We start from the raw sequence: 23,702 nt of genomic DNA on the forward strand, positions 1-23,702 counted from the left end.
TCCAAATTGTTAAAGAGCATAAAGCAAAAAGCTTTAATCAATAACTTACGTTATTAATTAAAGCTCTGGCTTTAACTAAATCTAAACCATCAATCTGTGTGGGTACTCATCGTGCATATCTTCGTATAAGGAGGTGATCCAGCCCCAGGTTCCCCTAGGGCTACCTTGTTACGACTTCACCCCAGTCATGAACCACAAAGTGGTGAGCGTCCTCCCCGAAAGGTTAAACTACCCACTTCTTTTGCAGCCCACTCCCATGGTGTGACGGGCGGTGTGTACAAGGCCCGGGAACGTATTCACCGTGACATTCTGATTCACGATTACTAGCGATTCCGACTTCATGGAGTCGAGTTGCAGACTCCAATCCGGACTACGACGCACTTTTTGGGATTCGCTCACTATCGCTAGCTTGCTGCCCTCTGTATGCGCCATTGTAGCACGTGTGTAGCCCTACTCGTAAGGGCCATGATGACTTGACGTCGTCCCCACCTTCCTCCGGTTTATCACCGGCAGTCTCCCTGGAGTTCCCGACATTACTCGCTGGCAAACAAGGATAAGGGTTGCGCTCGTTGCGGGACTTAACCCAACATTTCACAACACGAGCTGACGACAGCCATGCAGCACCTGTCTCAGAGCTCCCGAAGGCACACCTGCGTCTCCGCTGGCTTCTCTGGATGTCAAGAGTAGGTAAGGTTCTTCGCGTTGCATCGAATTAAACCACATGCTCCACCGCTTGTGCGGGCCCCCGTCAATTCATTTGAGTTTTAATCTTGCGACCGTACTCCCCAGGCGGTCTACTTAACGCGTTAGCTCCGAAAGCCACGGCTCAAGGCCACAACCTCCAAGTAGACATCGTTTACGGCGTGGACTACCAGGGTATCTAATCCTGTTTGCTCCCCACGCTTTCGCATCTGAGTGTCAGTATCTGTCCAGGGGGCCGCCTTCGCCACTGGTATTCCTTCAGATCTCTACGCATTTCACCGCTACACCTGAAATTCTACCCCCCTCTACAGTACTCTAGTTCACCAGTTTCAAATGCAGTTCCGAGGTTGAGCCCCGGGCTTTCACATCTGACTTAATGAACCACCTGCATGCGCTTTACGCCCAGTAATTCCGATTAACGCTCGCACCCTCCGTATTACCGCGGCTGCTGGCACGGAGTTAGCCGGTGCTTCTTCTGTTGCTAACGTCAAGAGACAGCGCTATTAACGCTACCCCCTTCCTCACAACTGAAAGTACTTTACAACCCGAAGGCCTTCTTCATACACGCGGCATGGCTGCATCAGGCTTTCGCCCATTGTGCAATATTCCCCACTGCTGCCTCCCGTAGGAGTCTGGACCGTGTCTCAGTTCCAGTGTGGCTGATCATCCTCTCAGACCAGCTAGGGATCGTCGCCTTGGTGAGCCATTACCTCACCAACTAGCTAATCCCACCTAGGCATATCTTGACGCGAGAGGCCCGAAGGTCCCCCTCTTTGGCCCGTAGGCATTATGCGGTATTAGCCATCGTTTCCAATGGTTATCCCCCACATCAAGGCAATTTCCTAGGCATTACTCACCCGTCCGCCGCTCGACGCCCATTAACGCACCCGAAGGATTGTTAGTGTCGTTTCCGCTCGACTTGCATGTGTTAGGCCTGCCGCCAGCGTTCAATCTGAGCCATGATCAAACTCTTCAATTTAAGATTTTATCGGCTCAATGAATACTGACTTCAAAACTACAAAAAGTAATTCTAAAGCTATTATCTTCCCAACAGAAAGATAATGAATTGACTGTGCCAAATACTTTCTTTCTACAAGAGAAAGTAGTTATTCGTATTGGTCACTCAGTTCATTGAAACCAAAGTTGATTCCGAGGAATCTGTTTTACTTCTCTTAATAAAAAGGGAAGATAAAACGTTTTGATATTCATCAACGAGTGCCCACACAGATTGATAGGTTTAAATTGTTAAAGAGCTTTGCTTTCAGCGCCTTAGCACTTAAGCAGGACGCGTATAATACGCTTTCCACTTTGAAAGTCAACATAAAATACTAAGAAAACTTAGAACTCTATGGTGACTTGTCTATTTAATAGACAAAGTCGAAATTTAAAGCCTGGCGATGTCCTACTCTCACATGGGGAAGCCCCACACTACCATCGGCGCTATTGTGTTTCACTTCTGAGTTCGGCATGGAATCAGGTGGGTCCACAATGCTATGGTCGCCAAGCAAATTTTAAAATTCGGAAAACTGATTTAAAAGTCTATCTCTTCAAACTCATTCAAGGTCTGGTCTTTCTTTGAGTCCACAAAACCCCTTGGGTGTTGTATGGTTAAGCCTCACGGGCAATTAGTACAGGTTAGCTCAATGCCTCGCAGCACTTACACACCCTGCCTATCAACGTCGTAGTCTACGACAACCCTTTAGGACACTTATAGTGCCAGGGAAAACTCATCTCAAGGCTCGCTTCCCGCTTAGATGCTTTCAGCGGTTATCGATTCCGAACTTAGCTACCGGGCAATGCCATTGGCATGACAACCCGAACACCAGAGGTTCGTCCACTCCGGTCCTCTCGTACTAGGAGCAGCCCCTTTCAATTTTCCAACGCCCACGGCAGATAGGGACCGAACTGTCTCACGACGTTCTAAACCCAGCTCGCGTACCACTTTAAATGGCGAACAGCCATACCCTTGGGACCGACTTCAGCCCCAGGATGTGATGAGCCGACATCGAGGTGCCAAACACCGCCGTCGATATGAACTCTTGGGCGGTATCAGCCTGTTATCCCCGGAGTACCTTTTATCCGTTGAGCGATGGCCCTTCCATTCAGAACCACCGGATCACTATGACCTGCTTTCGCACCTGCTCGAATTGTCATTCTCGCAGTCAAGCGGGCTTATGCCATTGCACTAACCACACGATGTCCAACCGTGTTTAGCCCACCTTCGTGCTCCTCCGTTACTCTTTGGGAGGAGACCGCCCCAGTCAAACTACCCACCAGGCACTGTCCGTAATCCCGATTCAGGGACCAACGTTAGAACATCAAAACTACAAGGGTGGTATTTCAAGGACGACTCCACCACATCTAGCGACGCGGTTTCATAGTCTCCCACCTATCCTACACATGTAGGTTCAATGTTCAGTGCCAAGCTGTAGTAAAGGTTCACGGGGTCTTTCCGTCTAGCCGCGGGTACACTGCATCTTCACAGCGATTTCAATTTCACTGAGTCTCGGGTGGAGACAGCGTGGCCATCATTACGCCATTCGTGCAGGTCGGAACTTACCCGACAAGGAATTTCGCTACCTTAGGACCGTTATAGTTACGGCCGCCGTTTACCGGGGCTTCGATCAAGAGCTTCGACCGAAGTCTAACCCCATCAATTAACCTTCCGGCACCGGGCAGGCGTCACACCGTATACGTCATCTTACGATTTTGCACAGTGCTGTGTTTTTAATAAACAGTTGCAGCCACCTGGTATCTGCGACTCTCGTCTGCTCCATCCGCAAGGGACTTCACTGATAAGAGCGTACCTTCTCCCGAAGTTACGGTACCATTTTGCCTAGTTCCTTCACCCGAGTTCTCTCAAGCGCCTTGGTATTCTCTACCCGACCACCTGTGTCGGTTTGGGGTACGATTCCTTACAATCTGAAGCTTAGAGGCTTTTCCTGGAAGCATGGCATCAATGACTTCACTACCGTAGTAGCTCGACATCGTATCTCAGCGTTAGTAGCGGTCCGGATTTACCTAAACCACCCGCCTACGTACTTGAACCTGGACAACCGTCGCCAGGCCCACCTAGCCTTCTCCGTCCCCCCATCGCAATTGTAAGAAGTACAGGAATATTAACCTGTTTCCCATCGACTACGCCTTTCGGCCTCGCCTTAGGAGTCGACTTACCCTGCCCCGATTAACGTTGGACAGGAACCCTTGGTCTTCCGGCGAGGGAGTTTTTCACTCCCTTTATCGTTACTCATGTCAGCATTCGCACTTCTGATACCTCCAGCAGCCCTTACAGACCACCTTCAACGGCTTACAGAACGCTCCCCTACCCCACATACCCTAAGGTACGTAGCCGCAGCTTCGGTGTATAGCTTAGCCCCGTTACATCTTCCGCGCAGGCCGACTCGACCAGTGAGCTATTACGCTTTCTTTAAATGATGGCTGCTTCTAAGCCAACATCCTGGCTGTCTGAGCCTTCCCACATCGTTTCCCACTTAGCTATACTTTGGGACCTTAGCTGGCGGTCTGGGTTGTTTCCCTCTCCACGACGGACGTTAGCACCCGCCGTGTGTCTCCCGGATAGTACTTACTGGTATTCGGAGTTTGCAAAGGGTTGGTAAGTCGGGATGACCCCCTAGCCTTAACAGTGCTCTACCCCCAGTAGTATTCGTCCGAGGCGCTACCTAAATAGCTTTCGGGGAGAACCAGCTATCTCCAGGTTTGATTGGCCTTTCACCCCTAGCCACAAGTCATCCGCTAATTTTTCAACATTAGTCGGTTCGGTCCTCCAGTTGATGTTACTCAACCTTCAACCTGCCCATGGCTAGATCACCTGGTTTCGGGTCTAATCCTAGCAACTGTACGCCCAGTTAAGACTCGGTTTCCCTACGGCTCCCCTAAACGGTTAACCTTGCTACTAAAATTAAGTCGCTGACCCATTATACAAAAGGTACGCAGTCACACCACGAAGGTGCTCCTACTGCTTGTACGTACACGGTTTCAGGTTCTATTTCACTCCCCTCACAGGGGTTCTTTTCGCCTTTCCCTCACGGTACTGGTTCACTATCGGTCAGTCAGTAGTATTTAGCCTTGGAGGATGGTCCCCCCATATTCAGACAGGATATCACGTGTCCCGCCCTACTCGTTTTCACTGATGATGAGATGTCGATTACGGGGCTATCACCCTTTATTGCGGCACTTTCCAGAGCCTTCATCTGTCTCATTAAAAGCTTAAGGGCTAATCCAATTTCGCTCGCCGCTACTTTCGGAATCTCGGTTGATTTCTCTTCCTCGGGGTACTTAGATGTTTCAGTTCCCCCGGTTTGCCTCCTGCTGCTATGTATTCACAACAGGATACTTACTTATGTAAGTGGGTTTCCCCATTCAGGAATCCCAGACTCAAAAGGTTATTACTACCTAATCTGGGCTTATCGCAAGTTATTACGCCTTTCATCGCCTCTGACTGCCAAGGCATCCACCGTGTACGCTTAGTCACTTAACCATACAACCCGAAAGGGTCTTAGTGTATGGCAACTAACCAAGGTTTTTGGTTGTCATCAAGAAGGGTTAATTCTTAATGACTGTGCCGGACTCAATTGTGATTCAAACAAGTTTGAATCGAATACAAGACACTTGAATGTGTTTGTTGTGTTTATCTAATGAAAGATAAACATTGAGAACTTTTAAATTTGATTGAATTACTCGTAAGTAATCAATCAGTCAGCTTTCCAAATTGTTAAAGAGCTTGATTCAATAAATTGAACCATTTTTAAAGACTCTCTTAAGAGAATACTTAAAGATGGTGGAGCTATGCGGGATCGAACCGCAGACCTCCTGCGTGCAAGGCAGGCGCTCTCCCAGCTGAGCTATAGCCCCATCTAGGTCGATATTGGTGGGTCTGAGTGGACTTGAACCACCGACCTCCCGCTTATCAGGCGAGCGCTCTAACCAGCTGAGCTACAGACCCAATATCGTCTCTTAACTTTTCTAAACCTAATCAATCTGTGTGGGTACTCATCAAAGATATCTTCGTATAAGGAGGTGATCCAGCCCCAGGTTCCCCTAGGGCTACCTTGTTACGACTTCACCCCAGTCATGAACCACAAAGTGGTGAGCGTCCTCCTCGAAAGGTTAAACTACCCACTTCTTTTGCAGCCCACTCCCATGGTGTGACGGGCGGTGTGTACAAGGCCCGGGAACGTATTCACCGTGACATTCTGATTCACGATTACTAGCGATTCCGACTTCATGGAGTCGAGTTGCAGACTCCAATCCGGACTACGACGCACTTTTTGGGATTCGCTCACTATCGCTAGCTTGCTGCCCTCTGTATGCGCCATTGTAGCACGTGTGTAGCCCTACTCGTAAGGGCCATGATGACTTGACGTCGTCCCCACCTTCCTCCGGTTTATCACCGGCAGTCTCCCTGGAGTTCCCGACATTACTCGCTGGCAAACAAGGATAAGGGTTGCGCTCGTTGCGGGACTTAACCCAACATTTCACAACACGAGCTGACGACAGCCATGCAGCACCTGTCTCAGAGCTCCCGAAGGCACACCTGTGTCTCCACTGGCTTCTCTGGATGTCAAGAGTAGGTAAGGTTCTTCGCGTTGCATCGAATTAAACCACATGCTCCACCGCTTGTGCGGGCCCCCGTCAATTCATTTGAGTTTTAATCTTGCGACCGTACTCCCCAGGCGGTCTACTTAACGCGTTAGCTCCGAAAGCCACGGCTCAAGGCCACAACCTCCAAGTAGACATCGTTTACGGCGTGGACTACCAGGGTATCTAATCCTGTTTGCTCCCCACGCTTTCGCATCTGAGTGTCAGTATCTGTCCAGGGGGCCGCCTTCGCCACTGGTATTCCTTCAGATCTCTACGCATTTCACCGCTACACCTGAAATTCTACCCCCCTCTACAGTACTCTAGTTCACCAGTTTCAAATGCAGTTCCGAGGTTGAGCCCCGGGCTTTCACATCTGACTTAATGAACCACCTGCATGCGCTTTACGCCCAGTAATTCCGATTAACGCTCGCACCCTCCGTATTACCGCGGCTGCTGGCACGGAGTTAGCCGGTGCTTCTTCTGTTGCTAACGTCAAGAGATAGCGCTATTAACGCTACCCCCTTCCTCACAACTGAAAGTACTTTACAACCCGAAGGCCTTCTTCATACACGCGGCATGGCTGCATCAGGCTTTCGCCCATTGTGCAATATTCCCCACTGCTGCCTCCCGTAGGAGTCTGGACCGTGTCTCAGTTCCAGTGTGGCTGATCATCCTCTCAGACCAGCTAGGGATCGTCGCCTTGGTGAGCCATTACCTCACCAACTAGCTAATCCCACCTAGGCATATCTTGACGCGAGAGGCCCGAAGGTCCCCCTCTTTGGCCCGTAGGCATTATGCGGTATTAGCCATCGTTTCCAATGGTTATCCCCCACATCAAGGCAATTTCCTAGGCATTACTCACCCGTCCGCCGCTCGACGCCCATTAACGCACCCGAAGGATTGTTAGTGTCGTTTCCGCTCGACTTGCATGTGTTAGGCCTGCCGCCAGCGTTCAATCTGAGCCATGATCAAACTCTTCAATTTAAGATTTTGTCGACTCAACGAATACTGACTTCAAAACTAATATTCATGTAAACATGAACATGTAATTCTAAAGCTATTACCATTCCAACAGAATGGTAATGAATTGACTGTGCCAAATAACCCCTCTCTATAAAGAAAGTAATTATTCGTATTGGTCACTCAGTTCATTGAAATCAATTTTGATTCCGAAGAATCTCTTTTATCTAACGATAAAACGTTTTGATATTCATCAACGAGTGCCCACACAGATTGATAGGTTTAAATTGTTAAAGAGCTTTGCTTTCAGTGCCTTAGCACTCAAGCAGGACGCGTATAATACGCTTTCTACTTTGAAAGTCAACATAAAATACTAAGAAAACTTAGAACTCTATGGTGACTTGTCTATTTAATAGACAAAGTCGAAATCAAAGCCTGGCGATGTCCTACTCTCACATGGGGAAGCCCCACACTACCATCGGCGCTATTGTGTTTCACTTCTGAGTTCGGCATGGAATCAGGTGGGTCCACAATGCTATGGTCGCCAAGCAAATTTTGCTTTTACTTTCAGTTTTTAAAAAACTGAAGGCAAAATAATCTGGAAAACTGTATTTAAAAGTCTATCTCTTCAAACTCATTCAAGGTCTGGTCTTTCTTTGAGTCCACAAAACCCCTTGGGTGTTGTATGGTTAAGCCTCACGGGCAATTAGTACAGGTTAGCTCAATGCCTCGCAGCACTTACACACCCTGCCTATCAACGTCGTAGTCTACGACAACCCTTTAGGACGCTTATAGCGCCAGGGAAAACTCATCTCAAGGCTCGCTTCCCGCTTAGATGCTTTCAGCGGTTATCGATTCCGAACTTAGCTACCGGGCAATGCCATTGGCATGACAACCCGAACACCAGAGGTTCGTCCACTCCGGTCCTCTCGTACTAGGAGCAGCCCCTTTCAATTTTCCAACGCCCACGGCAGATAGGGACCGAACTGTCTCACGACGTTCTAAACCCAGCTCGCGTACCACTTTAAATGGCGAACAGCCATACCCTTGGGACCGACTTCAGCCCCAGGATGTGATGAGCCGACATCGAGGTGCCAAACACCGCCGTCGATATGAACTCTTGGGCGGTATCAGCCTGTTATCCCCGGAGTACCTTTTATCCGTTGAGCGATGGCCCTTCCATTCAGAACCACCGGATCACTATGACCTGCTTTCGCACCTGCTCGAATTGTCATTCTCGCAGTCAAGCGGGCTTATGCCATTGCACTAACCACACGATGTCCAACCGTGTTTAGCCCACCTTCGTGCTCCTCCGTTACTCTTTGGGAGGAGACCGCCCCAGTCAAACTACCCACCAGGCACTGTCCGTAATCCCGATTCAGGGACCAACGTTAGAACATCAAAACTACAAGGGTGGTATTTCAAGGACGACTCCACCACATCTAGCGACGCGGTTTCATAGTCTCCCACCTATCCTACACATGTAGGTTCAATGTTCAGTGCCAAGCTGTAGTAAAGGTTCACGGGGTCTTTCCGTCTAGCCGCGGGTACACTGCATCTTCACAGCGATTTCAATTTCACTGAGTCTCGGGTGGAGACAGCGTGGCCATCATTACGCCATTCGTGCAGGTCGGAACTTACCCGACAAGGAATTTCGCTACCTTAGGACCGTTATAGTTACGGCCGCCGTTTACCGGGGCTTCGATCAAGAGCTTCGACCGAAGTCTAACCCCATCAATTAACCTTCCGGCACCGGGCAGGCGTCACACCGTATACGTCATCTTACGATTTTGCACAGTGCTGTGTTTTTAATAAACAGTTGCAGCCACCTGGTATCTGCGACTCTCGTCTGCTCCATCCGCAAGGGACTTCACTGATAAGAGCGTACCTTCTCCCGAAGTTACGGTACCATTTTGCCTAGTTCCTTCACCCGAGTTCTCTCAAGCGCCTTGGTATTCTCTACCCGACCACCTGTGTCGGTTTGGGGTACGATTCCTTACAATCTGAAGCTTAGAGGCTTTTCCTGGAAGCATGGCATCAATGACTTCACTACCGTAGTAGCTCGACATCGTATCTCAGCGTTAATAGCGGTCCGGATTTACCTAAACCACCCGCCTACGTACTTGAACCTGGACAACCGTCGCCAGGCCCACCTAGCCTTCTCCGTCCCCCCATCGCAATTGTAAGAAGTACGGGAATATTAACCCGTTTCCCATCGACTACGCCTTTCGGCCTCGCCTTAGGAGTCGACTTACCCTGCCCCGATTAACGTTGGACAGGAACCCTTGGTCTTCCGGCGAGGGAGTTTTTCACTCCCTTTATCGTTACTCATGTCAGCATTCGCACTTCTGATACCTCCAGCAGCCCTTACAGACCACCTTCAACGGCTTACAGAACGCTCCCCTACCCCACATACCCTAAGGTACGTAGCCGCAGCTTCGGTGTATAGCTTAGCCCCGTTACATCTTCCGCGCAGGCCGACTCGACCAGTGAGCTATTACGCTTTCTTTAAATGATGGCTGCTTCTAAGCCAACATCCTGGCTGTCTGAGCCTTCCCACATCGTTTCCCACTTAGCTATACTTTGGGACCTTAGCTGGCGGTCTGGGTTGTTTCCCTCTCCACGACGGACGTTAGCACCCGCCGTGTGTCTCCCGGATAGTACTTACTGGTATTCGGAGTTTGCAAAGGGTTGGTAAGTCGGGATGACCCCCTAGCCTTAACAGTGCTCTACCCCCAGTAGTATTCGTCCGAGGCGCTACCTAAATAGCTTTCGGGGAGAACCAGCTATCTCCAGGTTTGATTGGCCTTTCACCCCTAGCCACAAGTCATCCGCTAATTTTTCAACATTAGTCGGTTCGGTCCTCCAGTTGATGTTACTCAACCTTCAACCTGCCCATGGCTAGATCACCTGGTTTCGGGTCTAATCCTAGCAACTGTACGCCCAGTTAAGACTCGGTTTCCCTACGGCTCCCCTAAACGGTTAACCTTGCTACTAAAATTAAGTCGCTGACCCATTATACAAAAGGTACGCAGTCACACCACGAAGGTGCTCCTACTGCTTGTACGTACACGGTTTCAGGTTCTATTTCACTCCCCTCACAGGGGTTCTTTTCGCCTTTCCCTCACGGTACTGGTTCACTATCGGTCAGTCAGTAGTATTTAGCCTTGGAGGATGGTCCCCCCATATTCAGACAGGATATCACGTGTCCCGCCCTACTCGTTTTCACTGATGATGAGATGTCGATTACGGGGCTATCACCCTTTATTGCGGCACTTTCCAGAGCCTTCATCTGTCTCATTAAAAGCTTAAGGGCTAATCCAATTTCGCTCGCCGCTACTTTCGGAATCTCGGTTGATTTCTCTTCCTCGGGGTACTTAGATGTTTCAGTTCCCCCGGTTTGCCTCCTGCTGCTATGTATTCACAACAGGATACTTACTTATGTAAGTGGGTTTCCCCATTCAGGAATCCCAGACTCAAAAGGTTATTACTACCTAATCTGGGCTTATCGCAAGTTATTACGCCTTTCATCGCCTCTGACTGCCAAGGCATCCACCGTGTACGCTTAGTCACTTAACCATACAACCCGAAAGGGTCTTAGTGTATGGCAACTAACCAAGGTTTTTGGTTGTCATTAAGAAGGGTTAATTCTCAATGACTGTTTGCCGGACTCAATTGTGATTCAAACAAGTTTGAATCGAATACAAGACACTTGAATGTGTTTGTTGTGTTTATACTGTTCTTATTAAATAAGAGCAGATAAACATTGAGAACTTTTAAATTTGATTTAAATAACTTCGTTATTTAAATCAGTCAGCTTTCCAAATTGTTAAAGAGCTTGATTCAATAAATTGAACCATTTTTAAAAACACTTAAATAAATGTGCTTAAAGATGGTATCCCGTAGGGGAGTCGAACCCCTGTTACCGCCGTGAAAGGGCGGTGTCCTAGGCCTCTAGACGAACGGGACATAGGTTACTCTTAACTGTTTAAACGTATCAATCTGTGTGGGTACTCATCGTGCATATCTTCGTATAAGGAGGTGATCCAGCCCCAGGTTCCCCTAGGGCTACCTTGTTACGACTTCACCCCAGTCATGAACCACAAAGTGGTGAGCGTCCTCCCCGAAAGGTTAAACTACCCACTTCTTTTGCAGCCCACTCCCATGGTGTGACGGGCGGTGTGTACAAGGCCCGGGAACGTATTCACCGTGACATTCTGATTCACGATTACTAGCGATTCCGACTTCATGGAGTCGAGTTGCAGACTCCAATCCGGACTACGACGCACTTTTTGGGATTCGCTCACTATCGCTAGCTTGCTGCCCTCTGTATGCGCCATTGTAGCACGTGTGTAGCCCTACTCGTAAGGGCCATGATGACTTGACGTCGTCCCCACCTTCCTCCGGTTTATCACCGGCAGTCTCCCTGGAGTTCCCGACATTACTCGCTGGCAAACAAGGATAAGGGTTGCGCTCGTTGCGGGACTTAACCCAACATTTCACAACACGAGCTGACGACAGCCATGCAGCACCTGTCTCAGAGCTCCCGAAGGCACACCTGTGTCTCCACTGGCTTCTCTGGATGTCAAGAGTAGGTAAGGTTCTTCGCGTTGCATCGAATTAAACCACATGCTCCACCGCTTGTGCGGGCCCCCGTCAATTCATTTGAGTTTTAATCTTGCGACCGTACTCCCCAGGCGGTCTACTTAACGCGTTAGCTCCGAAAGCCACGGCTCAAGGCCACAACCTCCAAGTAGACATCGTTTACGGCGTGGACTACCAGGGTATCTAATCCTGTTTGCTCCCCACGCTTTCGCATCTGAGTGTCAGTATCTGTCCAGGGGGCCGCCTTCGCCACTGGTATTCCTTCAGATCTCTACGCATTTCACCGCTACACCTGAAATTCTACCCCCCTCTACAGTACTCTAGTTCACCAGTTTCAAATGCAGTTCCGAGGTTGAGCCCCGGGCTTTCACATCTGACTTAATGAACCACCTGCATGCGCTTTACGCCCAGTAATTCCGATTAACGCTCGCACCCTCCGTATTACCGCGGCTGCTGGCACGGAGTTAGCCGGTGCTTCTTCTGTTGCTAACGTCAAGAGATAGCGCTATTAACGCTACCCCCTTCCTCACAACTGAAAGTACTTTACAACCCGAAGGCCTTCTTCATACACGCGGCATGGCTGCATCAGGCTTTCGCCCATTGTGCAATATTCCCCACTGCTGCCTCCCGTAGGAGTCTGGACCGTGTCTCAGTTCCAGTGTGGCTGATCATCCTCTCAGACCAGCTAGGGATCGTCGCCTTGGTGAGCCATTACCTCACCAACTAGCTAATCCCACCTAGGCATATCTTGACGCGAGAGGCCCGAAGGTCCCCCTCTTTGGCCCGTAGGCATTATGCGGTATTAGCCATCGTTTCCAATGGTTATCCCCCACATCAAGGCAATTTCCTAGGCATTACTCACCCGTCCGCCGCTCGACGCCCATTAACGCACCCGAAGGATTGTTAGTGTCGTTTCCGCTCGACTTGCATGTGTTAGGCCTGCCGCCAGCGTTCAATCTGAGCCATGATCAAACTCTTCAATTTAAGATTTTGTCGACTCAACGAATACTGACTTCAAAACTACTATGTAATTTTAAAGCTATTACCATTCCAACAGAATGGTAATGAATTGACTGTGCCGATTAACTACAAGTAGTTAAACGTATTGGTCACTCAGTTCATTGAAATCAATTTTGATTCCGAAGAATCTGTTTTATCTAACGATAAAACGTTTTGATATTCATCAACGAGTGCCCACACAGATTGATAGGTTTAAATTGTTAAAGAGCTTCTCTTCGTTGTGACTTACATCACTTCGGAAGAGGCGGCTATTCTAGCGATTTAATTCTCAGTGTCAAACACTTTTGAAAATTAATTTCTACTTTCTAAAAGTAGAAGCGAATTATCGCTTAAAGCTAGTTGCCTAACTAACATTCTGCGCTGAAGCCTTGTGGCGTCTGCCGTGTCAGTGAGGCGGCATTATAGAGATGTTCATCACATTGGCAAGTGTTTATTAAAGAAAAATGCAAAAATAACGGTTACATGACGAATAAACACTCAAAGCTTTATTTATGCAACTTTAACTACAAAGTAACTACACAATAACCACAGACTTATCCACAACCGCTCTAATTTTATCCCCTAGAAACTAAAAAAGCTGCCTAATGGCAGCTTTTTAAATAGCAATGAGTCTAAATCCCAGAACCATATTGCTCTCCATCATCTTCATGGAGACCACATTCGCGTTTCAGCCCATTAAAACGAGTTTCCTCTTCAGTCATACCCGGTTCCCACTTCTTAGTTGTATGTGTATCTCCAACAGAAAGGTAACCCTGCTCTCGAAGCGGGTGATAACCGAGACCATGCTCTTCTAGGTAATAGTGAACATCTTTATTCGTCCAATCGATTACCGGCAAAAATTTAAACACACCATTTTGGATAGATAAGATTGGCAAGTTTGCACGCGATTGAGATTGCTCTCTTCTTAAACCGGAAAACCATGTCCCAGCCTCGAGCTCATCTAGCGCTCTTCTCATCGGTTCAACTTTATTAAGCTTGTTGTACTTCTCTATCCCTTCTATACCTTGATCCCAAAGTTTTCCATATTGCGCTTCTTGCCAATTAGGGCTCTGTTGGGCGCGAAAGACTTGAAGGTTTAGAGTCAACTTCTTACTTAACTCATCGATAAAGCGATAGGTCTCAGGAAATAGATACCCTGTGTCCGTCAGAATAACCGGAATATCTGGTTTTGCTTGAGTCACTAAGTGCAGCATTAATGCGGCTTGAATGCCGAAACTTGAAGAAACAACATGTGATCCTTCCAAGTTTTCTAATGCCCATTTAACTCTTTCTAATGCTGTTAGCTGTTCTAACTCAGCATTAATTTGGCCAAGACGAAGTATTTGCTCCGTCTTAGTCAATGCGAGTAGCTCTGCTAACTTCAATTTTGAAGCGACAGAATTATGCATGCAGATCCCTCTTGGAAATGATCACCTCTTCGATGATGCCAGCTCGGATTGTAAAATCACCGAACCCTTCATTGTCGTTGCGTTCTGTAGCCCAACGTCCCACCAGCGCATCAATCTCTTCTAAGATCTGAGCTGATGTGATGTTCTCTTTATACATCTTAGGAATACGAGTTCCGGCCTTGTTGCCACCTAGGTGCATGTTGTAACGCCCCGGAGCCTTACCCACTAAACCAAGTTCAGCCAACATTGCACGACCACAACCATTTGGACAACCTGTGATTCGAAGGATGATGTTATCTTCTTCTGGTAATCCATGTTTTTTCAGAATGTCTTCAACATCCGTTACAAACTCAGGAAGAAAGCGCTCAGCTTCTGCCATTGCTAAAGGACATGTTGGGAAAGCCACACACGCCATTGAGTTTTTACGTTGCTCTGAAACAGCATCGTCCATCAAGCCATATTGACGCGCCAGTTTTTCAATCTTGGCCTTTTGACTCGTCGACACACCCGCAACAATTAGGTTTTGGTTTGCAGTCATGCGGAAGTCACCTTTGTGGATCTTCGCTATTTCAGCAACACCTGTTTTCAGAGCTTTACCCGGAAAATCAAGTAAACGACCATTCTCGATGAATAACGCTAAGTGGTGCTTACCATCAATGCCTTCCGCCCAACCAATGCGATCACCACGGCCAGTAAACTCATAAGGTCGGCTTTCAGAAAATTCTACGCCTGCACGCTTTTCTACTTCTGCTTTGAATACATCAATACCAACACGGTCTAGTGTGTATTTGGTTTTTGCATTCTTACGGTTTGAACGGTTACCCCAGTCACGCTGAGTCGTTACCACCGCAGCTGCTACATCTAACGTTTTATCTAATGGCACAAAACCAAAATCATCAGCTTTACGTGCATAAGTAGAGGTATCACCGTGTGTCATCGCTAAACCGCCACCAACTAACACGTTAAAGCCCACCAGCTTTCCGTCTTCAGCAATAGCAACAAAGTTAAGATCGTTAGCATGAACGTCCACATCATTTTGCGGAGGAATGACAACCGTCGTCTTGAACTTACGCGGTAGGTAGTTGCTACCAAGGATAGGTTCTTCATCCGTTGTTTCTAGCTTTTCTCCATCTAACCATATTTCTGCATAAGCACGAGTCTTCGGTAATAGATGTTCACTGATCTTTTTCGCCCACTCGTAAGCTTCCTGATGAAGTTCAGACTCAACCGGGTTTGTCGTACACAAAACATTTCGGTTTACATCACCCGCTGTCGCAATGGAATCAATGCCAATGCTATTTAGCGTTTGGTGCATCAACTTAATGTTCGGCTTCAAGACACCGTGGAACTGAAACGTTTGACGAGTTGTTAGACGAATTGAACCGTAAGAGGTACTTTCGTCTGCGAACTTATCAATCGCCAACCACTGCTTAGGGGTAATGATGCCACCAGGCATACGAGCACGAAGCATTACGTTGTGTAACGGTTCGAGCTTTTGCTTGGTACGTTCGTTACGAATATCACGGTCGTCTTGTTGATACATACCGTGGAAACGAATCAACTGAAAGTTATCAGCAGTAAAGCCACCTGTTATGCGGTCTTGGAGATCTTGTTCAATCGTACCGCGTAGGTTATTACTTTCACGCTTAAGACGCTCATTGTCAGCCAAAGGTCCAAGTACTTGACCTAGCACTTCTTGCTCTATTACTTGCTTGCTCATTAGTACACATCCCTTTGGTAACGTTTCGCTTTACGTAAATCATTAATATATTGTTCAGCTTGTTCGCGGCTCTGGTTGCCATGTTTTTCCGCTATCGTAACTAATGCTTCATGGACATCTTTCGCCATTCGAGTCGCATCGCCACAGACATAGAGGTACGCGCCTTCTTGCAGCCATTGCCAAACCTGCTCTGCTTGTTCGATTAAACGGTCTTGAACATAAACCTTTTCTTTTTGGTCACGGCTAAAGGCAACATCTAGCTTAGTTAGCGCGCCAGACTTGAGGTACTTTTGCCATTCAACTTGGTATAAGAAATCTTGAGTAAAGGTACGGTCACCAAAGAACAACCAGCTTTTGCCTTCAGCATCATTGTTTTCACGCTCTTGAACGAAACTGCGGAAAGGTGCGATACCTGTACCCGGGCCAACCATGATGATTGGTGTATTGTCGTCTTGTGGTAGCTTGAAGTTATTGTTGTTCTCTACAAACACCTTCACTTCGCCACCTTCTTCAAGGCGCTGAGCCAAAAAGCTTGATGCTCCACCTAAGCGAGACTCTTCACCTTTTTGGTATTCAACCAGACCAACCGTTAAGTGAACTTCTTCATCTACTTCGGCTTGGCTTGATGCAATAGAATAGAGGCGTGGAGTCAGCTTACGTAACAGGCCAATTAACTCATCAGCCGATAGCTTGGTTTTCTTTTCAGCGAGTACATCGACGATTTGTGTATTACCCGCATATTCACGAAGCTTGTCTTTATCTTCCACCAGCTTGATTAACTTCTTGCTGCCCGATAACTCAGCAAACTTAGTCACAAGTTGAGGGTTTGAAGTGGTAATCTCAAATTTACTCACTAACGCACTATGGATAGATAGATTGTCACCATCGACATCGACACTTTCGATACCCGATAACCCAACCTTAGAAAGAATCTGATTCGCGAGTTCTGAGCTGTTTTCATACCATACGCCTAGCGCATCGCCGGGTTGGTAGGTAATGCCAGATTCATCAAGATCGATCTCGATATGACGAACATCTTTACCCGAGTCACGACCCGTGATCTTTTGACTGGTTAATAGTGTCGCTGTATATGGATTTTGTTTGGTGTATTGCGAATGGCCGACACCTGCTTGACCTACTGGTAACTGAACGATATCAGCCTCAGCACCTGTCGATAGCGTTTCTTGAACTTGTGATAACGCTTTAGCGCGCCATTCCGTTGCTAACTCTTCGTAATCAACATCACAATCAAGGCGATCGACAAACGATTTCGCACCAAGCTTAGCGAGGAAGTTATCGAAGTCTTTAGCCGTTTGGCAGAAGAACTCATAGCTTGAGTCACCTAAACCAATCACACCGTATTGTAGGTTTGATAATTTTGGCGCTTTCTTCGATTGAAGGAATTCATGCAACTCAATCGCGTTATCAGGGGCTTCGCCCTCACCATTGGTTGAAGCGACGAAAATGACGTGAGTCTCTTTGGCTAAGTTCTTACCTTTATAATCACTCGCATCGAAAAGCTCGACCGCGATTCCTAAGGCCTTGGCTTCTGCCTCGAGCGATTCAGCGACGCCTTTAGCATTGCCTGTTTGAGAAGCGAAGATAATGCTGAGCTTGCCTGCTGGCTTAGCCGCTACTGCAGCGGCCGCTTGAGCGATTGGCGCAGCAGCACCGACAGGCTGAGCTTGGCTCACTCCCCAAAGGTAGCCACTGACCCATGCCAGTTGCTGTGAAGACAGTTCAGAAACAGTTTGCTGAAGATGACCCAATTGTTGGTCATTAAGTGGTGCTGCTAGCCCAGGTAACTCATTAGCCCCAGACTGTGCATTATTGTTTTGTGAAGACTCTTTCTTATTTAAAGACATGGTCACGACATCCCTAATCATTGCGTGACGATAGATTAACCACTCCTTTTAATAACAAGAAAGAATAGAAAAGTATGTTTTATAACTTTTTGGAAGTAAAAACCGATTGAAACGTAAATTGTCTTACTGGTTTTCAATGCGTACTTGCTGAAAGCCAACCGCCATTGCCGACTTAGATGCTAAGTCTAAATCCGCATAATGACACTCTTCACCATGAACATCCGTAAGCAGAACAAAGCCACCGCCCATATGACGAAACTCCACAACCCAAGACCCTTCTTGAATTGAGGGCTCTATGATGGCTTCAACCAGCATGTTTTCTCTATATAAATTTCGTAATTCATTGAGTGTCATATTCCATCCCTTGCTTTGACCTCACTACATAGACCTTATAAGAATAGACGCAAATTAGCTCTCTGTAATAAGGATGGTCGAAAGTGATGAATGTGCTAACTAATTCCAGAAAGATATATACCCAAGTAACCGATAGATATAAAAAAACGCCACTTAATAAAGTGGCGTTCTTAAAATTCGTACTAAATTTGCTTTATATGGCCTAGAAGCGCACTTCAGCACCAGCAAACCAACCATCGACCATGACAAAACTCTTGCCTAGTTCTGAGCTAAAGAACTCATCCGAATCTAGGTCGATAACACGGTAACCACCACGCAGGGCAATTTCAGATTCTGATACAGGGATTCGATATTGAACACCCGCCATCAAGTCAGTGCTCTTGATACCACTGCTATCACCGAACTCCATCGTACCAATGATATCGAAGTTGGTGTCCGGCACATTGATCTCTGCGTTACCGTAGAAGCTCCACGTGAACTCATCAAACGTCGATGTTTTCGCACCCGTCGCTTTTGGTTCAATGTAATTAGAGTTTGAGTATTGAGTAAACGTCACACCAGCATCGAAGTTCATCAACTTGTGCTCTAACAGTGTGTAGTAAAACGTGTAGTCGTACTTATCAAAAGCCAACGAGTCCGCATCAATAGAGGTATAACGGAAGCTAGCATTTGGGAGCATTGGGGCATTATGCTCAAATGCGAAATACAACGAAGGTGAGTTAGAGTCGTCATCTTGTCTAACTTCGTTTAGCTTTGTACTTCCCCACCACATATCGGCACCGACTTTAGCCGTGTAAGAAAACTCTTCCGCAGCAGACACTGCTGAACTTAAAGATAGCATTCCCACTAAAGCAATTAATGGCATTTTATTCATTTGAGATAGCTCCAATTCCATATCGTAGTGCTAATTGTATGCACATTCATAGATTATTGGGGAAAATTCTACCACACATCTTAAATTCTCAAACGATAAACCGCTGACGAGTAAAGATTTGACGGCACTATGACCTTAGTAACGTCTCTGGTTAGAACTGTGTACAAAGTTTTTGAAAAACCACACACCGATTGCAATCACGATCAACCAAGGCAGTAACTTAAACACGACGCCCATCATACCTAAGACCAACATGACTAATAACGCGACTCCGGTTGCAGCCAATACCGTCATAAACGTGATACCAGTGACAAGTAGAGTTGCGACGAAAATAAGAACAAAGATTAATTCAAACATAATGGTCTCCCTAATGAGTTAATGACCTATCTTTCCTACTTTCTAACATTGCAGCTTCCATACCAAGTATGCCAATCCAACAAAACCCTTATTTATCAGATAAATAAAAAGCCACACATCTTCATGCATGGCTTTTCGGAAACTTGTGGTGGTAAATTTGGCCTCTAATGGCGAATTTAGCCTTAAGCTTTTAACTTAGAGGGAGATTAAACATTTAACTCTTTAGGGATCTTAGCCAATGCCGTTTGCATCACTTCGATACCTGCACCTTTCTTATGTGCATTTTCACTGATGTAGCGACGCCATTGCCTTGCACCAGGCATGCTTTGGAACAAACCAAGCATATGACGAGAGATATGTCCTAAGCTTGCGCCATTTGAAAGTTCACGTTCGATGTACGGGTACATCTCTTCAACCACTTGTGAGCGCTTCTTGATTGGCGTGTCTAAACCAAAGATCTGCTGATCGACTTCAGCCAAGATAAACGGGCTATGGTAAGCCTCACGGCCGATCATCACACCATCAAGGTGTTGCAAGTGCTCTTTAGTTTGCTCAAGAGTAGTAATGCCACCATTCACGGCAATCACCAGATCAGAGAAGTCTTTCTTGATTTGATATGCACGATCGTAATCTAGCGGTGGGATCTCACGGTTCTCTTTCGGGCTAAGACCACTCAACCATGCTTTACGCGCATGGATAGTAAATTGCTCACAGCCACCTTTTTCAGAAACCGTCGAAACAAACTTAGTTAAAAACTCATAAGAGTCTTGGTCATCGATACCGATACGCGTTTTCACGGTAATTGGGATATCAGTGACTTCTTTCATCGCCGACACACAATCTGCCACCAACTCTGGCTCAGCCATCAAGCATGCACCAAAGCGACCATTCTGAACTCGGTCTGAAGGACAACCTACGTTAAGGTTCACTTCATCGTAACCACGCTCACCAGCAAGTTTCGCACAAGCAGCAAGATCAACCGGGTTTGAACCTCCGAGTTGAAGTGCAAGGGGATGTTCTTGCTCGTTATATTCTAGGAAGTCGCCCTTACCATGTAAGATCGCGCCCGTTGTTACCATTTCCGTGTACAGAAGAGTCTGCTGAGAAAGCAAACGGTGAAAGTAACGACAGTGGCGGTCAGTCCAATCGAGCATTGGAGCGACGGACAACCTACATGAATGTGTCATGGCAAAGTACCCTAGTAGCGAGTCAAAAAAATATGCTGGAATACCCAGCAAAAGCAAGGTCGGCTATTGTAAATGCTATGCCCTATTTGTGCTATATGAACTTTGCCTCACACTTTTTTATAAACCTATTCACCAGATCTCTAATTCAACCTCATTAATCAGTTATGCCTTGAGTCACACTGTCATTTTGAGTTACCTTGTCTTATTCAAAGTCGTGGGTCACAATACGCTCTGTACCTGACTTTAATAGAAATCATTGGCTCCCAAAACGTAGTAACCTAGAAATAAGGTTTGATTAGGGATGTCCGATTGAATGGTGAAAAATTTGGACCACACATTAATAGAGCAAGTTGAAGGGATATGCGCATCGCGAGGCGTTAGATTAACACCTCAAAGAAAGCGAGTGTTTGAGCTCATCCTCTCTAATAAAAAAGCCTCCAGTGCTTATGAATTATTAGAGCAGTTGAAAGTCAGTGAACCGCAGGCCAAGCCTCCTACAGTTTATCGCGCTTTGGATTTCTTGTTGGAACAAGGTTTCATTCACCGAGTTGAGTCAACCAATAGCTTCATATGCTGCTGTTCTTGCAATGCCAACAAACATTTCTCCCAACTACTGATCTGCGATAAATGTGGCACTGTGATAGAACTGCAAGACGATGCTCTTGTCACCCTACTCGCCAGTAACGCTGAGAAGCATGGCTTTCAATTGACGAATCATGTCATTGAATCGCATGGCATTTGCCAATCTTGCTCCTCCGAGATGAAAGAATAAGATTATAGAAGAACATTATGCGCGCTGAATTTGTAAACCCGTTTTTAGCTTCTTTGATGAACGTATTAAAAACGATGGCTTCTCTAGAATTGAAGCCACAAAAACCGAGAGTTAAGAAAGATGAAATCGCTCGTGGTGATGTATCCGGCCTAATTGGTATGGTTGGTACACAGTCTCGTGGCTCTATGTCGATCACCTTTGATGAAGGTCTCGCTCTCGAAATCATGGAAAACATGCTCGGTGAACGACCAAACGGCCTCAACGAAGAAGTGACCGATATGGTGGGTGAAATCACTAACATGGTGACTGGCGGTGCAAAACGTATTCTTGCGGAAAGCGGTTTTGACTTCGATATGGCAACGCCAATCGTGGTTTCCGGTAAAGGTCATACGATTCGTCACAAGTGTGATGGGGCAATCATCATAATGCCTTTCTCATCTCAATGGGGTAATGCTTTCATCGAGATCTGTTTCGAATAACAGCTGTTTATTTCTAGCAGTACTGAGTATCAAATCAAAAAAGGTTGGCATAATGCCAGCCTTTTTTATTACCTGCGATTTAACCATTACTTGCTCTACAAATACAAAAATGCCAACCCGAAGGTTGGCATTTTTTGGGTGCTATCAACTCAATTAAGCTTTAAGCGCTTTAAATGCGTTGATTAGACCGTTCGTTGAGCTGTCGTGAGACGTTACTTGAGCATCATCAGCAAGCTCTGGAAGAATTTGGTTTGCTAGTTGCTTACCAAGCTCTACACCCCATTGGTCGAAGCTGAAGATGTTCCAGATAACGCCTTGAACGAAGATCTTGTGCTCGTACATCGCGATTAGGTTACCTAAAGAGCGAGGGTTGATTTGCTTAACAAGAATTGAGTTCGTTGGGCGGTTACCTTCAAATACTTTGAAAGGTACTAGCTCAGCCACTTCTTCAGCTGTTTTACCCGCCGCTAGGAATTCGGCTTCTACTGTCTCTTTTGTCTTACCGAATGCTAGTGCTTCAGTTTGAGCAAAGAAGTTAGACATTAGCTTCTGGTGGTGATCAGATGCTGGGTTGTGACTGATAGCAGGCGCGATGAAGTCTGATGGGATCAGCTTAGTGCCTTGGTGAATCAGTTGGTAGAACGCGTGCTGGCCGTTTGTACCAGGTTCGCCCCAGATGATAGGACCTGTTTGGTACTCTACTGGGTTGCCTTCACGGTCAACAAACTTACCGTTCGATTCCATGTTGCCTTGCTGGAAGTAAGCAGCAAAACGGTGCATGTATTGATCGTAAGGAAGAATTGCTTCTGACTCAGCGCCGTGGAAGTTGTTGTACCAAATACCGATAAGCGCAAGGATTACTGGAATGTTGCTTTCAAACTCAGTTGAAGCAAAGTGATTATCCATCTCGTGAGCACCTTCTAGCAGCTCTACGAAGTTATCAAAGCCAACAGATAGTGAGATAGAAAGACCGATTGCAGACCATAGTGAGTAACGACCACCAACCCAGTCCCAAAATTCGAACATGTTGTCAGTATCAATACCAAACTCAGCGACCGCAGTTGCGTTAGTTGATAGTGCTGCGAAGTGTTTAGCTACGTGTGCGTTATCACCCGCTTCAGCCAAGAACCAATCACGAGCAGAGTGCGCGTTAGTCATTGTTTCTTGAGTAGTGAATGTTTTAGATGCCACTAAGAATAGCGTTGTTTCTGGGTTAAGAGGCTTAAGTGTCTCAACAATGTGAGTGCCATCTACGTTAGAAACGAAGTGCATGTTTAGACGAGTTTTGTATGGCGTTAGAGCTTCAGTCACCATGTATGGACCAAGGTCCGAACCGCCGATACCGATGTTAACTACATCAGTGATCTCTTTACCTGTGTAACCTTTCCACTCACCAGAAACGATACGGTGTGTGAACAGTTCCATTTTTGCTAGTACTGCGTTCACTGCTGGCATTACGTCTTTGCCATCAACCATTACTGGGTTGTCGCTACGGTTACGTAGAGCAGTGTGAAGTACTGAACGACCTTCAGTCTTGTTGATTGCATCACCACCGAACATTGCTTCAATTGCAGACTTAACTTCAGTCTCGTTCGCAAGAGCAAATAGGTGCTGCATAGTTTCAGCATCGATAAGGTTCTTAGAGTAATCCACTAAGATGTCAGAACCGAAACGAGTAGAAAAGCTCTCGAAACGCTTTGCATCTTGAGCAAACAGTTCTTTCATATCCATATCTTGAGCAGACTCAAAATGTGCAGTTAGAGCTTTCCACGCTTGTGTATGCGTTGGGTTGATATTTTTCAACATGGTATCTATCCC

The 23,702-nt window shown here is 46.7% G+C and carries 10 protein-coding genes, 3 tRNA genes and 7 rRNA genes; 2 read left to right on the top strand and 18 right to left on the bottom strand.

Translation table 11 applies throughout. The annotated features are described in order from the left end of the window. Positions 1 to 126: 126 nt before the first annotated feature. From OCV20_RS15110 to dusA, 17 genes are all read right to left on the bottom strand, one after another. Positions 127 to 1,681 (bottom strand): 16S ribosomal RNA (locus tag OCV20_RS15110). Between the two features lie 410 nt (positions 1,682 to 2,091). After that, positions 2,092 to 2,207, bottom strand: a 5S ribosomal RNA gene (rrf, locus tag OCV20_RS15115). Between the two features lie 99 nt (positions 2,208 to 2,306). Then, a 23S ribosomal RNA gene (locus OCV20_RS15120) occupies positions 2,307 to 5,200 on the bottom strand. A 298-nt stretch (positions 5,201 to 5,498) separates the two neighbouring features. After that, positions 5,499 to 5,574: transfer RNA gene (locus OCV20_RS15125), tRNA-Ala, on the bottom strand. A gap of 14 nt (positions 5,575 to 5,588) precedes the next feature. Next, positions 5,589 to 5,665 (bottom strand) — tRNA-Ile (locus tag OCV20_RS15130). A 67-nt stretch (positions 5,666 to 5,732) separates the two neighbouring features. Further along, positions 5,733 to 7,287: ribosomal RNA gene (locus OCV20_RS15135) — 16S ribosomal RNA — on the bottom strand. A gap of 409 nt (positions 7,288 to 7,696) precedes the next feature. Then, positions 7,697 to 7,812, bottom strand: a 5S ribosomal RNA gene (rrf, locus tag OCV20_RS15140). A gap of 136 nt (positions 7,813 to 7,948) precedes the next feature. Continuing rightward, a 23S ribosomal RNA gene (locus OCV20_RS15145) occupies positions 7,949 to 10,842 on the bottom strand. A gap of 314 nt (positions 10,843 to 11,156) precedes the next feature. Further along, a tRNA-Glu gene (locus OCV20_RS15150) sits at positions 11,157 to 11,232 on the bottom strand. 65 nt (positions 11,233 to 11,297) lie between these two features. After that, a 16S ribosomal RNA gene (locus OCV20_RS15155) occupies positions 11,298 to 12,852 on the bottom strand. The 16S, 23S and 5S rRNA genes sit together here with 3 tRNA genes alongside, the layout of an rRNA operon. Positions 12,853 to 13,499: 647 nt before the next feature. Further along, entirely contained in the window at positions 13,500 to 14,276 is a 777-nt protein-coding gene (locus OCV20_RS15160; protein WP_050634941.1) for a phosphoadenylyl-sulfate reductase, read from the bottom strand. After that, positions 14,269 to 15,996 (bottom strand): assimilatory sulfite reductase (NADPH) hemoprotein subunit, encoded by a 1,728-nt coding sequence (gene cysI, locus OCV20_RS15165; protein ID WP_048612693.1) that lies wholly within the window; start codon positions 15,994 to 15,996, stop codon positions 14,269 to 14,271. The genes OCV20_RS15160 and cysI overlap by 8 nt, the downstream gene beginning before the upstream one ends. Next, on the bottom strand, positions 15,996 to 17,861 hold the full coding sequence (locus tag OCV20_RS15170; RefSeq protein ID WP_086774852.1) for an assimilatory sulfite reductase (NADPH) flavoprotein subunit: 1,866 nt from the start codon (positions 17,859 to 17,861) through the stop codon (positions 15,996 to 15,998). Before OCV20_RS15170 ends, cysI begins: the two co-directional genes overlap by 1 nt. 123 nt (positions 17,862 to 17,984) lie before the next feature. Then, positions 17,985 to 18,215 (bottom strand): hypothetical protein, encoded by a 231-nt coding sequence (locus tag OCV20_RS15175; RefSeq protein ID WP_086774851.1) that lies wholly within the window; start codon positions 18,213 to 18,215, stop codon positions 17,985 to 17,987. Between the two features lie 202 nt (positions 18,216 to 18,417). Continuing rightward, complete coding sequence (locus OCV20_RS15180; protein ID WP_019822273.1) at positions 18,418 to 19,110, bottom strand: TIGR04219 family outer membrane beta-barrel protein; 693 nt, start codon at positions 19,108 to 19,110, stop codon at positions 18,418 to 18,420. A gap of 114 nt (positions 19,111 to 19,224) precedes the next feature. Then, a complete protein-coding gene (gene pspG, locus OCV20_RS15185) occupies positions 19,225 to 19,446 on the bottom strand; it encodes an envelope stress response protein PspG (protein ID WP_017059950.1) in 222 nt (73 codons plus the stop codon). A 206-nt stretch (positions 19,447 to 19,652) separates the two neighbouring features. Next, a complete protein-coding gene (gene dusA / locus OCV20_RS15190; RefSeq protein ID WP_017063186.1) occupies positions 19,653 to 20,633 on the bottom strand; it encodes a tRNA dihydrouridine(20/20a) synthase DusA in 981 nt (326 codons plus the stop codon). A 313-nt stretch (positions 20,634 to 20,946) separates the two neighbouring features. On the opposite strand from dusA, the gene zur reads away from it, so the two are divergent. Both zur and OCV20_RS15200 read left to right on the top strand, forming a co-directional pair. Then, positions 20,947 to 21,405, top strand: a complete 459-nt coding sequence (gene zur / locus OCV20_RS15195) for a zinc uptake transcriptional repressor Zur (RefSeq protein ID WP_017059941.1) — start codon at positions 20,947 to 20,949, stop codon at positions 21,403 to 21,405. 17 nt (positions 21,406 to 21,422) lie between these two features. Then, complete coding sequence (locus tag OCV20_RS15200; RefSeq protein ID WP_017059940.1) at positions 21,423 to 21,884, top strand: chemotaxis protein CheX; 462 nt, start codon at positions 21,423 to 21,425, stop codon at positions 21,882 to 21,884. Positions 21,885 to 22,037: 153 nt separating this feature from the next. Here OCV20_RS15200 and pgi read toward each other — a convergent pair whose 3' ends face one another. Further along, entirely contained in the window at positions 22,038 to 23,690 is a 1,653-nt protein-coding gene (pgi, locus tag OCV20_RS15205) for a glucose-6-phosphate isomerase (RefSeq protein WP_048610687.1), read from the bottom strand. Positions 23,691 to 23,702 lie beyond the last annotated feature (12 nt).

Origin of the sequence: Vibrio coralliirubri (genome assembly GCF_024347375.1) — a bacterium.
Lineage (GTDB): Bacteria > Pseudomonadota > Gammaproteobacteria > Enterobacterales > Vibrionaceae > Vibrio > Vibrio coralliirubri.